Annotated in this window: 12 protein-coding genes; 10 read left to right on the top strand and 2 right to left on the bottom strand. The window is 70.5% G+C overall.

From position 1 onward, the window contains the following. Entirely contained in the window at positions 1 to 936 is a 936-nt protein-coding gene (gene arcC, locus ABN273_RS08160) for a carbamate kinase (RefSeq protein ID WP_349448030.1), read from the bottom strand. 13 nt (positions 937 to 949) lie between these two features. Then, entirely contained in the window at positions 950 to 2,194 is a 1,245-nt protein-coding gene (locus ABN273_RS08155; protein WP_349448029.1) for an arginine deiminase, read from the bottom strand. Positions 2,195 to 2,433: 239 nt separating this feature from the next. Here ABN273_RS08155 and pyrR point away from each other — a divergent pair, with 239 nt between their 5' ends. The 10 genes from pyrR (at position 2,434) to gmk (ending at position 13,909) form a co-directional block, all read left to right on the top strand. Further along, entirely contained in the window at positions 2,434 to 2,979 is a 546-nt protein-coding gene (gene pyrR / locus ABN273_RS08150) for a bifunctional pyr operon transcriptional regulator/uracil phosphoribosyltransferase PyrR (RefSeq protein WP_349448028.1), read from the top strand. After that, on the top strand, positions 2,976 to 3,893 hold the full coding sequence (locus ABN273_RS08145; RefSeq protein ID WP_349448027.1) for an aspartate carbamoyltransferase catalytic subunit: 918 nt from the start codon (positions 2,976 to 2,978) through the stop codon (positions 3,891 to 3,893). Before pyrR ends, ABN273_RS08145 begins: the two co-directional genes overlap by 4 nt. Beyond that, a complete protein-coding gene (locus ABN273_RS08140) occupies positions 3,890 to 5,176 on the top strand; it encodes a dihydroorotase (RefSeq protein WP_349448026.1) in 1,287 nt (428 codons plus the stop codon). The genes ABN273_RS08145 and ABN273_RS08140 overlap by 4 nt, the downstream gene beginning before the upstream one ends. Then, on the top strand, positions 5,173 to 6,279 hold the full coding sequence (gene carA, locus ABN273_RS08135) for a glutamine-hydrolyzing carbamoyl-phosphate synthase small subunit (protein ID WP_349448025.1): 1,107 nt from the start codon (positions 5,173 to 5,175) through the stop codon (positions 6,277 to 6,279). The genes ABN273_RS08140 and carA overlap by 4 nt, the downstream gene beginning before the upstream one ends. Next, on the top strand, positions 6,266 to 9,553 hold the full coding sequence (gene carB / locus ABN273_RS08130) for a carbamoyl-phosphate synthase large subunit (RefSeq protein WP_349448024.1): 3,288 nt from the start codon (positions 6,266 to 6,268) through the stop codon (positions 9,551 to 9,553). Before carA ends, carB begins: the two co-directional genes overlap by 14 nt. 38 nt (positions 9,554 to 9,591) lie before the next feature. Continuing rightward, positions 9,592 to 10,443 (top strand): dihydroorotate dehydrogenase electron transfer subunit, encoded by an 852-nt coding sequence (locus ABN273_RS08125; RefSeq protein ID WP_349448023.1) that lies wholly within the window; start codon positions 9,592 to 9,594, stop codon positions 10,441 to 10,443. Next, positions 10,433 to 11,410, top strand: a complete 978-nt coding sequence (locus tag ABN273_RS08120; RefSeq protein WP_349448022.1) for a dihydroorotate dehydrogenase — start codon at positions 10,433 to 10,435, stop codon at positions 11,408 to 11,410. The genes ABN273_RS08125 and ABN273_RS08120 overlap by 11 nt, the downstream gene beginning before the upstream one ends. A gap of 58 nt (positions 11,411 to 11,468) precedes the next feature. Further along, positions 11,469 to 12,164: an orotidine-5'-phosphate decarboxylase gene (pyrF, locus tag ABN273_RS08115; protein WP_349448259.1), complete on the top strand. Its 696-nt coding sequence runs from the start codon at positions 11,469 to 11,471 to the stop codon at positions 12,162 to 12,164. Positions 12,165 to 12,876: 712 nt separating this feature from the next. Further along, on the top strand, positions 12,877 to 13,200 hold the full coding sequence (gene mihF, locus ABN273_RS08110; protein WP_020541698.1) for an integration host factor, actinobacterial type: 324 nt from the start codon (positions 12,877 to 12,879) through the stop codon (positions 13,198 to 13,200). Positions 13,201 to 13,315: 115 nt separating this feature from the next. Further along, a complete protein-coding gene (gene gmk, locus ABN273_RS08105; protein WP_349448021.1) occupies positions 13,316 to 13,909 on the top strand; it encodes a guanylate kinase in 594 nt (197 codons plus the stop codon). Positions 13,910 to 13,913 lie beyond the last annotated feature (4 nt).

Genomic DNA, 13,913 nt, shown 5'->3' with positions numbered 1-13,913 from the left:
CTACAGCGTGCTCGTCAGCGGCCACCTGCCGTTGGGTGTCACGATGGTTCCCGCCGAGCCGTCGAGTATGCGCTCGGCCTGGTCGAGCCGTCCGATCGCGGCCATGTCGCCGGTCGTCTCCACGAACCGGCAGGCCGCCTCCACCTTCGGCCCCATCGACCCGGAGGGGAACTCCAGAGCGCGCAGCTCGTGCGGCGTGGTGTGGGCGATCTCGCTCTCGTGCGGCGTGCCGAAGCCGCGCATGACGCGCGGCACGTCGGTGAGGCTCAGGAACGCGTCGCAATCGAGCGCCTCGGCCAGCATCGAGGTGGTGAGGTCCTTGTCGACGACCGCCTCCACGCCGGTCAGCCGGCCGCGCTCGTCGCGGACGACCGGGATGCCGCCGCCGCCCGCGCAGATCACGACCACGCCCTCACGGATCATCGTGCGGATCAGCCGGGTCTCGACGATGCGGCGGGGAACGGGCGAGGGGACGACGCGCCGCCAGTGGGAGCCGTCCTGCCTGACCGTCCAGCCGTACTCGGCGGCCAGCTTCTCCGCCTCCTCCTGCGTGTAGACCTGCCCGATGAACTTGGTCGGGTGCTCGAAGGCGGGATCGACGGCCGTCACCAGCGTCTGCGTGACCATGGCCAGCACCTGCCGGCCGGGCAGCGCGTTCTGCAGGGCCTGCTGCATCCAGTAGCCGATCATGCCCTGGGTCTGCGCGCCGAGCGTGTCGAACGGGTACGGCCTGGTCAGGCTCGGGTCCGCGGCGCTCTCCACGGCCAGCAGGCCGACCTGCGGGCCGTTCCCGTGGGTGATGACCAGCTCGTGCTCGAGGGCCAGCCGGGCGAGCGTCTTGACGGCCGCCCGGATGTTGGCCTGCTGGACGTCCGCGTCCGGCGCCTGACCGCGTTTGAGCACCGCGTTGCCGCCCAGTGCGACGATGACCCGCATCCGCCTACCCCCCTCATGCCGCGTCGCGTTCGAGCGGGCAGCTCATGCAGCGCGGGCCGCCGCGCCCCCTGCCGAGCTCGCTGCCCCTGATCGTGATGACCTCGATGCCGTTGTCGCGCAGGTAGTTGTTCGTGGTCGTGTTGCGCTCGTAGGCGACGACCACGCCGGGCTCCAGCGCCAGCCCGTTGCAGCCGTCGTCCCACTGCTCCCGCTCGGCGGCGCGGACGTCCTGTGTGGGGGTCAGCACCGTGATGTCGTCCAGGTCGAGCGCGTGGGCGATGGCCTTGTGCATGTGCTCGGGCGGGTGGTCGGTGACCTTGAGCTCCTTGCGCGTCTCGCCGGGCTCGATGGTGTACGCGGGCAGCATCCCGAGGCCCGCGTACTTGGTGAACACGCCCACGTCGAGCATCGTCATCACGGTGTCGAGATGCATGAACGCCCGCGCCTTCGGCATGTCCAGCGCCACGATCCGCCGCGCCGAGCCGGCGGCGAACAGCCGCTGCGCCAGCATCTCGACCGCCTGCGGCTGGGTGCGCTCGCTCATGCCGACCAGCACCGCGCCCCGGCCGATGACCAGCACGTCGCCGCCCTCCATGGTGGCCGGCGCCACCGACTGCCCCGGCATCCAGCAGTGGAAGCCGCCCCTCTCGGGCCGGCCGAAGCCGTCGGCGAACGTCGGGTGGTACAGGTAGACGGCCTCCATGTTGACCGTCTCGCGCATGCGGGCCTTCTTCTTCATCGCGTTGATCGACACGCCGTCGTAGATCCAGCAGGACGTGTCGCGGGTGAAGAGGTGGTTGGGCAGCGGCGGCAGGATGAAGTCGTGGTCGCCGGTGGTGTGGAAGGTCACAGAGTCGGGGTCGCAGCCCATCTCGACCAGCTCGCGTTTGGTGACGCCGCCGGTCAGGTAGAGCTGCAGCGTCGCCGAGTCCATGCTGTCGAGGACGTTGCGCACGTCGTCGATGGCCCCGGGGCCGAGCCAGCGCTCGTCGATGACCGCGTCCATGATGTGCTTGCGCGCCTCCGGGATCTCGACGGTCTCCCTGAGCAGGTCGGCCAGCAGATGGACCTTGACCCCGCGGTCGGTCAGCACCCGCTGGAACTCCTCGTGCTCCTCCATCGCGCGCTTGGCCCACAGCACGTCGTCGAAGAGGAACGCGTCCTTGTTGGACGGGGTCAGCCGCTTGAGCGCCAGGTCCGGCCGGTGCAGGAGCACCTGGCGCAGGCGCCCGACCTCGGAATCGACGTGAAAGGTCATCTTCGCTGTTTCCCCTCCATGCGGCGTTCTCGGGCAGTATCAGCGTCACTCCGAGCAGGCCGGAGGCCGTGCTCAGAGCCAGCAGGTGGAGGCCGGTACGCCATCCGTACCCCGTCGACGCGTCGTGACGCCAGGCAAGGCCCCTCGCGTTGTTCCTGGTAGCCCCTGGTACTGTGTGTGCCGACCACGACATCCTTTAAGACCCGTCCCGTGAGGCGGGAAAGGTGGTGAGATTCGCCATGTCCGATTCCCGGGCCGTGCTCGAAGCCCCGGACATCCACCGGGCGCTGACCCGGATCGCGCACGAGATCCTCGAGCGCACCAAGGGCGCCGACGACGTCATACTCCTCGGCATCCCCACCCGCGGCGCCACGCTGGCCCGCCGGCTCGGGGAGCGCATCCAGCAGTTCGAAGGCGTCAAGATCCCCGTCGGCTCGATCGACATCACGATGTACCGGGACGACCTGAGGCTCAAGCCCGCCCGGCCGCTCGGCCGCACCGATCTGCCGCCGGACGGCATCGACGGCCGCGTCGTCGTGCTCGTGGACGACGTCCTCTACTCCGGCCGCACCGTGCGCGCCGCGCTCGACGCGCTCAACGACCTCGGCCGGCCCACCGCCGTGCAGCTGGCCACGCTGGTCGATCGCGGCCACCGTGAGCTGCCCATCCGCGCCGACTACGTCGGCAAGAACCTTCCCACGGCCAAGAGCGAGAAGGTCAGGGTCTACCTGCAGGAGATCGACGGCCGCGACGCCGTGCTCCTCGTGAAAGGGGACGCCAAGTGAACCGCCACCTGATCTCCGCCGGCGACCTCTCCAAAGAGGACGCGCTGCTCATCCTCGACACCGCCGAGGAGCTGGCGAGAGTCTCGGAACGTTCCATCAAGAAGCTGCCCACGCTGCGCGGGCGCACGGTGGTCAACCTCTTCTTCGAGGACTCCACCCGTACGCGGATCTCGTTCGAGGCGGCGGCCAAGCGGCTGTCCGCGGACGTGATCAACTTCTCGGCCAAGGGGTCGAGCGTGTCCAAGGGCGAGTCGCTCAAGGACACCGCGCTCACCCTCGAGGCCATGGGCGCCGACGCGGTGGTCATCCGCCACAGCGCCTCCGGCGCGCCGCACCGCCTGGCCACCTGGGTGCACGGCAGCGTCGTCAACGCCGGCGACGGCACCCACGAGCACCCCACGCAGGCGCTGCTCGACGCCTTCTCGATGCGCCGCCGCCTGGGCAGCCTCGAAGGGCGCAAGGTCACGATCGTCGGTGACGTGCTGCACAGCCGGGTCGCCCGCTCCAACGTGCTGCTGCTCCACACGCTCGGCGCCGACGTCACGCTGGTGGCGCCGCCCACGCTGCTGCCCGTCGCCGTCGGCTCCTGGCCGTGCGAGGTGTCGTACGACCTGGACGCGGTGCTGCCCAAGTCGGACGTGGTGATGATGCTGCGCGTGCAGAAGGAACGGATGAACGCCGCGTACTTCCCGAGCGAGCGCGAATACTCCCGCCGGTACGGGCTCGACCGCGACCGGTTCGCCAAGATGCCCGACGACGCGATCGTCATGCACCCCGGGCCGATGAACCGCGGGATGGAGATCGCGGCCGAGGTGGCCGACTCGGCCCGGTCCACGATCGTCGAGCAGGTCGCCAACGGCGTGACCATCCGCATGGCCGTCCTGTACCTGCTGCTTGGGGGAGAGAGCGCGTGATTATTCGGAACGTCCGAATTCTGGGCGGGGAGCCCGTCGACATCCGGATCGCCGACGGGGCGATCGCCGAGATCAGGCCGGGGCTGGAGGGGCCGGAGGCCGTTGACGGCGCGGGCGCGATCGCGCTGCCCGGCCTCGTGGACCTGCACACGCACCTCCGCGAGCCCGGCCGCGAGGACGCCGAGACCGTGCAGACCGGGACGCAGTCGGCGGCCCGGGGCGGGTACACCGCCGTGCACGCCATGGCCAACACCTCGCCCGTGGCCGACACCGCGGGCGTGGTCGAGCAGGTGTGGCGGCTCGGGCACGAGTTCGGGCACTGCGACGTGCACCCCGTCGGCGCCGTGACCGTCGGCCTGGAGGGCAGGCAGCTCGCCGAGCTGGGCGCGATGGCCGACTCGGCCGCCCGCGTGCGGGTCTTCTCCGACGACGGCAAGTGCGTGGACGACGCCGTGCTGATGCGCCGCGCCCTGGAGTACGTCAAGGCGTTCGACGGCGTCGTCGCCCAGCACGCCCAGGAACCCAGGCTGACCGGCGGCGCCCAGATGAACGAGGGCGTCGTCTCCGGCAGGCTTGGCCTGACCGGCTGGCCCGCGGTCGCCGAGGAGGCGATCATCGCCCGCGACTGCCTCCTGGCCGCCCACGTCGGCTCCAGGCTGCACGTCTGCCACGTCTCCACGGCCGGCTCCGTCGAGATCATCCGCTGGGCCAAGTCCAAGGGCTGGAACGTCACCGCCGAGGTCACCCCGCACCACCTGCTGCTCACCGACGACCTCGTCGAGGAGTCCCCGGTCGGCGCGTACAACCCGATCTACAAGGTCAACCCGCCGCTGCGCACCCGCGCCGACGTCGAGGCGCTGCGCGCCGCGCTGGCCGACGGCACGATCGACGTCGTCGCCACCGACCACGCCCCGCACCCGGTCGAGGACAAGGAGACCGAGTGGTCGGCCGCGGCCATGGGCATGATCGGCCTGGAGACGGCGCTCAGCGTGGTCCAGGAGGCCATGGTCGAGACCGGGCTGCTCGACTGGGCGGGCGTCGCCCAGCGCATGTCCGTCGTGCCCGCGCGCATCGGCCGCCTGTCCGGCCAGGGGCAGCCGCTGGAGGTGGGCGCTCCGGCCAACATCACGCTGTACGACCCGTCCGTACGCACCGAGGTGGATTCGTCGGCATACGCGTCGAAGAGCAGGAACACCCCGTACGAGGGGATGACGCTGCCCGGCAGGGTAGTGTCCACGTTCCTGCGCGGCAGGCCGACCGTTCTCGAAGGGAAGCTGGTTTGAACACATCGGTGCTCGTCCTGGAAGACGGCCGCGTCTTCCACGGAACTCCGTACGGCGCCGAGGGCGAGACGTTCGGCGAGATGGTCTTCAACACCGGCATGACCGGCTACCAGGAGACCCTCACGGACCCGTCCTACCATCGGCAGATCGTCGCCATGACGGCGCCCCACATCGGCAACACCGGCGTCAACGACGAGGACCCGGAGTCCAAGCGCGTCTGGGTCGCGGGCTACGTCGTGCGCGAGCCGTCCAGAGTCGTCTCCAACTGGCGGGCCAACCGCTCGCTCGACGACTACCTCAAGGAGCAGGGCGTCGTCGGGATCGCCATCTCCGGCACCCGTGCGCTCACCCGCCACCTGCGCGAGCGCGGCGCCATGCGCGCCGGCATCTTCACCGCGCCCACCCAGCCGGTCGAGGAGCTGGTCGAGCGGGTGCGGCAGTCGCCCCGCATGGAGGGCGCCGACCTCGCCGCCGAGGTGGCCACCACCGAGCCCTACGTCGTGCCCGCCATCGGTGCGAAGAAGTTCACGGTCGCGGCCGTGGACCTGGGCATCAAGGGCATGACGCCGCACCGGATGGCCGAGCGCGGCTGCGAGGTGCACGTGCTGCCGGCGACGGCCACCTACGAGCAGATCATGGCGGTCGAGCCGGACGGCGTGTTCTTCTCCAACGGGCCCGGCGACCCCGCCACCGCGGACGTGAGCGCGCTCCAGGGCGTCCTGGAGGCCAAGGTCCCCTTCTTCGGGATCTGCTTCGGCAACCAGCTCTTCGGGCGGGCCCTGGGCCTGTCCACCTACAAGCTGCGGTACGGGCACCGGGGCGTCAACCAGCCCGTCCAGGACGTGCGCACGGGGAAGGTGGAGATCTCGGCGCACAACCACGGGTTCGCCGTGGAGGCGCCGCTCGACGGGCCGTTCGACACCCCGTACGGCAAGGCCGAGGTCAGCCACGTCAACCTCAACGACCGCTGCGTGGAGGGGCTGCGCCTGCTCGACGGGCGCGCCTTCAGCGTCCAGTACCACCCGGAGGCCGCCGCGGGGCCCCACGACGCCGCCTACCTTTTCGACGAGTTCTGTGAGGTCATGAGCCGTGCCCAAGCGTGAGGACATCAGGTCCGTCCTGGTGATCGGCTCGGGGCCGATCGTGATCGGCCAGGCGTGCGAGTTCGACTATTCGGGCACCCAGGCGTGCCGCGTGCTGCGGGCCGAGGGCTTCCGGGTCATCCTGGTCAACAGCAACCCGGCGACGATCATGACGGACCCGGAGTTCGCCGACGCCACGTACGTGGAGCCGATCACCCCCGAGTTCGTCGAGAAGATCATCGCCAAGGAGCGGCCCGACGCGCTGCTGCCGACGCTGGGTGGGCAGACCGCGCTCAACACGGCGGTCGCGCTGCACGAGTCCGGCGTGCTGGAGAAGTACGAGGTCGAGCTGATCGGCGCGGACTTCGAGGCGATCCAGGCGGGGGAGAACCGCGAGCGGTTCAAGGAGATCGTCGCCAAGGTCGCCCGTGAGCACGGGCTCAACGCCGAGTCGGCCAGGTCGGCCATCTGCCACACGATGGACGAGTGCCTGGCCGCCGCCGGGGAGCTGGGCTACCCGGTCGTGGTGCGGCCGTCGTTCACGATGGGCGGCGCCGGGTCCGGGTTCGCCTACGACGAGGCCGACCTGCGGCGCATCGCCGGCGCGGGGCTCGACGCCTCTCCGACCACCGAGGTGCTCCTGGAGGAGTCGATCCTCGGCTGGAAGGAGTACGAGCTGGAGGTCATGCGCGACAAGAACGACAACGTCGTCATCGTCTGCTCCATCGAGAACATCGACCCGATGGGCGTGCACACCGGCGACAGCGTCACCGTCGCGCCCGCGCTGACCCTGACCGACCGCGAATACCAGAACATGCGCGACGTCGCCATCGCGGTCATCCGCGAGGTCGGCGTGGACACCGGCGGCTGCAACATCCAGTTCGCGGTCAACCCGCGCACCGGGCGCATGATCGTCATCGAGATGAACCCGCGCGTGTCGCGGTCCTCGGCGCTGGCCTCGAAGGCCACCGGGTTCCCGATCGCGAAGATCGCGGCCAAGCTGGCCATCGGCTACACGCTCGACGAGATCCCCAACGACATCACCAAGGAGACCCCGGCCTCCTTCGAGCCGACGCTCGACTACATCGTGGTGAAGGTGCCGAGGTTCGCGTTCGAGAAGTTCAGGGGCGCCGACCAGACGCTCACCACGCACATGAAGTCCGTGGGCGAGGCCATGGCCATCGGCCGCTCCTTCCCCGAGGCGCTGCAGAAGGCGCTGCGGTCGCTGGAGAAGAAGGACTCCTCCTTCACCTGGACAGGTTCGCCCGGGGACAAGACCGAGCTGCTCGACAGGTGCCGCACCCCGCACGACGGGCGGCTGCGCACCATGCAGCAGGCCATCAGGGCGGGTGCCACGCCCGATGAGCTGTTCGAGGCGACCAACGTCGACCCCTGGTTCGTCGACCAGCTCTTCCTGCTCCACGAGGAGGCCGAGGCGGTCGCCGCCGCGTCCGAGCTGACCTCCGAGGTGCTCGAGCGGGCCAAGCACCACGGCTTCAGCGACGCGCAGATCGGCGAGATCCGCGGCATCGACGAGGCCAGGGTGCGCGACCTGCGCCACGCTCTGGGGCTGCGGCCGGTCTACAACACCGTCGACACGTGCGCCGCCGAGTTCGCCGCCAAGACGCCGTACCTCTACTCGACCTACGACGAGGAGAGCGAGGTCCCCTACGGCGAGCGCGAGAAGGTCATCATCCTCGGCTCCGGGCCCAACCGCATCGGGCAGGGCATCGAGTTCGACTACGCGTGCGTGCACGCCTCGTTCGAGCTGTCCAGGGCCGGGTTCGAGACCGTCATGGTCAACTGCAACCCCGAGACCGTCTCGACCGACTACGACACCTCCGACCGGCTCTACTTCGAGCCGCTGACGCTGGAGGACGTCCTGGAGGTCGTGCACGCCGAGCAGCAGAGCGGCCCGGTCGTGGGCGTGATCGTGCAGCTCGGCGGCCAGACGCCGCTGGGGCTCGCGCAGGCGCTGAAGGACGCGGGCGTGCCCGTGGTCGGCACCTCGCCCGAGTCGATCCACCTGGCCGAGGAGCGCGGCGCGTTCGGGCGGGTGCTGGCCGAGGCCGGCCTGCCCGCGCCCAAGCACGGCACCGCGCTCACCGTCGCGGAAGCGCGGGAGATCGCCGAGGAGATCGGCTACCCCGTGCTCGTCCGGCCGTCCTACGTGCTCGGCGGCGCCGGCATGGCCATCGTCTACGACGAGGACACGCTGACGACGTACATGGCGGCCCAGGAGGGCGGCCACCCGGTGCTGGTGGACAAGTTCCTGGACGAGGCCATCGAGATCGACGTCGACGCTCTGTACGACGGGTCGGAGCTGTATCTCGGCGGCGTCATGGAGCACATCGAGGAGGCCGGGATCCACTCCGGCGACTCGGCGTGCGCGCTGCCGCCCATCACGCTCGGCAGCCACGACATCAAGCGCATCCGCGCCGCCACCGAGGCCATCGCCCGGGGCGTGGGGGTGCGCGGGCTGCTGAACGTCCAGTACGCGATGTCGGCCGGAGTCCTGTACGTCCTGGAGGCGAACCCGCGCGCCAGCCGTACCGTGCCGTTCGTGTCCAAGGCCACCGCGGTGCCGCTGGCCAAGGCGGCGGCCCGGGTGATGCTCGGCGCCTCGATCGCCTCGCTCCGCGAGGAGGGCATGCTGCCCGCGACCGGCGACGGCGGGACGCTGCCGCTCGACTCCTCCATCGCGGTCAAGGAGGCGGTCCTGCCCTTCAACCGGTTCCGGGGCGTGGACATCGTGCTCGGGCCCGAGATGCGCTCCACGGGCGAGGTCATGGGCATCGACGAGTTCTTCGGGATCGCGTACGCCAAGTCCCAGGCAGGCGCCTACGGCCAGCTCCCGACCAAGGGACGCGCGTTCGTATCCGTGGCCAACAGGGACAAGCGTGCGATGATCTTCCCTGTGAAGGCGCTGGCGGATCTCGGTTTCGAGATCCTGGCCACGGAGGGCACCGCCGAGGTGCTGCGCCGTAACGGCGTCCATGCCAAGATCGTGCGAAAGCACAGCGAGGGAACGGGTCCCGGAGGTGAGCCCACGAGCGTGCAGGCCATTCTCGACGGCGAGGTCGACCTGATCGTCAACACGCCCTTCGGCAGCCCGGGACAGTCGGGGCCGCGGCTCGACGGCTACGAGATCCGCACCGCCGCGGTGCTGCGCGGCATCCCGTGCATCACCACGGTCTCGGGGCTCGCGGCCGCGGCGGCGGGCATCCAGGCGATCGTGCGCGGCGACGTCGGCGTACGGTCACTCCAGGAGCACGCACAGGCACTCCGGGGCTGACCCCGCACGGGAGGTGAAGACGACTGGCCGGCACTCCGGTGCAGGTGACGGGCACGGTGCTCACGACGCGCCGGGTCGACGCCTACCATGCGCTGACGGTGGTGGCGCCCGGCATAGCCGAGCGCTACCGCCCCGGTCACTTCGTCTCCGTGGCGGTCGGCGGGGCTTACTCGTCGATGGTGACGCGCCGCGCGCTGTCCATCCATGACGTCAAGTCCGACTACGGCGGCACGGTCGAGCTGGTCTTCACCGCCTCGGGGCCCGGCACGGCCTGGCTGGCCGAGCGGCGCGCCCGCGACACGCTCGACCTGGTCGGGCCGCTCGGCCGGCCCTTTCCGCTGCCGCGCGACCCCGCGCACTGCGTGCTGGTCGGCTCCGAGTACGGCTCCGCGGTGCTGTTCCCGCTGGCCGACGCGCTGCTGGCGCGGGGCTGCCGGGTCGACTTCGTGCTGGGCGGAGCCGGGGCCGAACGGGTGTTCGGGGCCATGCGGGCCCGCAGGATCGCCGAGACCACCACGCTGACCACCGAGGACGGCTCGCTCGGGCTACGCGGAAAGGTCACCGACGCGCTACCTTCGGTGATCGCCGACACGCGGGCCGACGCGGTCTACGCCTGCGCGCCCATGGAGACGCTGCGGGCGGTGACGGCGGTGGCGTTGGAGTTCGACATCCCGGTGCAGGTGGCCGTCGAGGAGTCGATGGCCTGCGGCATCGGGGTGTGCATGACGTGCGTGCTGCCCGTCATCGGGGACGACGGAGTGACCAGGATGGTTCGGGCGTGCGCTGAAGGGCCGGTGTTCCGGGGGGAGCGGGTGCGTTTCGAGGACGTGGGAACGATCCCGTTCGACGCGCTCGGCGCCCCCGGAGGCGGTGCACGACATGTCAGTTGATATGCGGACATTTCTGGCGCACGTGGAGCTCGCGAACCCGATCACCACGGCCGCCGGATGCGCCTCCTCCGGGCGGGAGCTCGCCCAGTTCTTCGACCTGCACCGGCTCGGGGCGCTGACCACCCGCTCGATCACCATGGCGCCCCGCGCGGGGCGGCCCACGCCGCGCATGGCCGAGACGCCCTCGGGCATGCTGAACGCCGTGGGGTTGCAGGGCCCGGGCATCGACGCGTTCCTGGAGCGGGAGCTGCCCTGGCTCGCACAGAGGGGCATCAAGACCATCGTCTCGATCGGCGGCGGCACCGTCGCCGAATACTCCGAGCTGGCCCGCAGGCTCGCCGACGCGCCCGGGGTCACCGCGCTGGAGGTCAACCTCTCCTGCCCGAACATGGAGGACCGCGGCCGCGTCTTCGCCCGCGAGGGCAGCGCGGCGGCCGAGGTGATCGCCTCGGTGCGGTCCATCATGCGCTACGACGTGCCGGTCGTGGCCAAGCTCGCGCCCGACGTGGCCGACATCGTCTCGGTCGCCCGGGCCTGCGTGGACGCCGGGGCCGACGCGCTGTCCATGATCAACAACCCGCTCGGGATGGCCATCGACACCGAGGCGCTGCGGCCCTCGCTCGCCGCCGTCACCGGAGGGCTGTCGGGGCCCGCCATCCTCCCGCTGGCCGTGCGGTGCGTGTGGCAGGTCCACGCGGCGCTCCCGGGGGTGCCGCTGATCGGCATCGGCGGCGTGATGACCGGCAGGGACGCCTTCCAGCTCGTCCTGGCGGGCGCCTGCGTGGTCGGGGTGGGCACGGCGCTGTTCCACGACCCCTACGCCTGCCTGCGCATCGAACGCGAGCTGGAGGACCTGCTGAGGGCCCGCGGCTTCCAGCGTCTGGCCGACGCCGTGGGGCTCGCCCACCGTCCGCCGGGGAGCGCCCCCCGCCATCTGCTCGTCGACTCCGAAGAGAGCACCCCATGATCATCAGTCGTCATGTCTGCCATATCGAGGAGAGCACGTCTTGACTCCCGCACCCCTCCTGACTCCCGCGCCCATCGCCGTCGCCCTGGACGCCCCCGACCTGGAGACCGCCGCCCAGTGGGCGGCCCTGGTGACGCCGCACGTCAGCACGGTCAAGGTGGGTCTGGAGCTCTACCTCCGCTACGGCCCCGACGTGATCGCCTCCGTGCGGGGGGCGAGCGGCGTACACGTGTTCCTCGACCTCAAGCTCCACGACATCCCGAACACCGTCGCCGGCGCCTCCCACGCGGTGTCCCGGCTGCGCCCGGCGATCCTCACCGTGCACGCCGCCGGCGGCCCGGCCATGATCCGCGCCGCCGTGGACGCCGCCGACCCGCACACCAAGATCGCCGCAGTGACGATCCTGACCTCGCTGAGCGAGGACGACCTGGGCCGGATCGGGCTCCTGGGGCCCGCCGACGACGCCGTACGCCGCCTGGCCGCGCTGTCGGTGGAGTCGGGGGCCACGGCGCTCGTGTGCTCGCCCAACGAGGTTGCCGCGGTACGGGCGGAGGTGGGGGAGGGGATCACGCTCATCACGCCCGGAGTGCGGCCTGCCGGGGCCGACACGCAGGACCAGGCGCGGGTGGCCACCCCGGAACAGGCGCTCGCCGACGGAGCCGACCTCCTCGTCATCGGCCGCCCCATCACCGGCTCGCCGGACCCCGGCGCGGCCGCCGCCGCCATCGCGGCCTCTCTGCGCCGAGCATCCTGACGCTCCCCGCTTTCCCGCCGTTCGCCCGGCCACGGCCGGCGCACTCGGCCCACGGTGGGCTCACCGTGGGCCGCGCGCGCCCGTCAGCCTCGTTCGCCACGGCTGCGCACGGTGGGCCGCACGCGCCGACGTCCCTTGCCGTCCGCCGAAGCCCGTCCTTGGCGCGCATCCTTGCCTGTCGTGCCGGCTCGTGGGTGACGCGTGTCCTCGACCGCCGCCGTGGCGAATCGCCGGCCGCGCCTCCACCGCCCACTGCGACGCCGATGACGCGGTGCGCACGCGTGCGACTCCCCGCCGTGCCGGATCGCCGGATGATGGTCGCCTGGCCCTCCTCGGGCGCCGCGGCGCGGTCCGGTTTCGCGGGCTTTCGGATCATGGGCGTGCAGGGGTCATCCCAAGATCGTAATGCATCCGCGAGGTCGCTCGTGCGCGATCTTCGTTCGAGGTTTCGGCCCTGGTGTAGGCGAGGTTTCGGACATTTGTGGGTGGCTGGAATGCGATCATCATTGCGTTTCGCGACACCGTCGTGAGCCGACGCGCGAAGCGGGAAGTGAGGGCGATTTGATCAGCGGAATGTGATTTTACGGACACGGACAGTGATGAAGTGGATTTTGTGCGGAGAGAAACGGCGCTTGACGTTGCTTAGGGGGCGATGACCAGCTAGTTTCCCTTCCCGTCCGAGTACATCGACAGAAATTCGAGGTGACCCGGCGTGGCTCTTCCTCCACTGACCCCTGAGCAGCGCGCCGCAGCCCTGGAGAAGGCTGCAAAGGCCCGTAAAGAGCGTGCCGAGGTCAAGAACCGGCTCAAGCATGGCGCGGTTTCTCTGGCTGAGGTGCTCAAGGATGGGCAGACCGACGACGTCATCGGCAAGATGAAGGTGTCGGCCCTGTTGGAATCGCTCCCCGGCGTGGGCAAGGTCCGCGCCAAGCAGCTCATGGAGCGGCTTGCCATCGCCGAGTCCCGCCGCGTGCGGGGTCTCGGCGCGAACCAGAGGGCATCCCTCGAGCGCGAGTTCGGTGGCAACGAGAGCTAATCTCTGTTCCACAAGAAAGCGCAGGTTCAACGGGGGTAGGAAAGTGACCGACAGGTCCTGGTCCGGCGAAGTCAGTGCCTACGAGGCATTCGGGCCCGGAGCGGAGGTCGGATTCTTGCCCTTGAGCGAACGGCGGCTGACGGTCCTTTCAGGGCCGTCGGGCGTCGGCAAGTCCACGGTCGTCGCCGAGCTCCGGCGGGCACACCCCGAGGTGTGGCTGTCGGTCTCGGTGACCACCAGGAGGCCCCGGCCCGGTGAGGTGAACGGGGTCCACTACTTCTTCGTCGACGGCGAGGAGTTCGACCGGCTCGTGGCGGCCGGCGAGCTGCTCGAGTGGGCGGAGTTCGCGGGAAACCGCTACGGCACACCGCGCGAGCCGGTGCTGAAGAAGCTCGCCGACGGCGTGCCGACGCTGCTCGAGATCGACCTCGAAGGCGCCAGGCAGGTGCGCGGGAGCATGCCCGAGGCGCTGCTGGTGTTCCTTGCTCCGCCCAGTTGGGAGGAGCTGGAGAAGCGGCTGCGCGGCCGCGGCACCGAGCCGGAGGACGTCATCGCGCGCCGCCTCGAGGCGGGGCGGATCGAGATGGCCGCGGAGCCGGAGTTCGACCTGACTCTCGTGAACACGAACGTCCAAGTCGTGTGCTCTCGGCTGATAGCCTTGATGACTGACCCTCAGGGGGTCACGACAACCACCAACCGAGAGGTCTGACAAT

Source organism: Nonomuraea sp. B19D2, from assembly GCF_040137845.1.
In the GTDB taxonomy this organism is placed as follows: domain Bacteria; phylum Actinomycetota; class Actinomycetes; order Streptosporangiales; family Streptosporangiaceae; genus Nonomuraea.
Note: the sequence above shows the minus strand (reverse complement) of the source record. Positions and strands in the feature narration are given on the sequence as shown.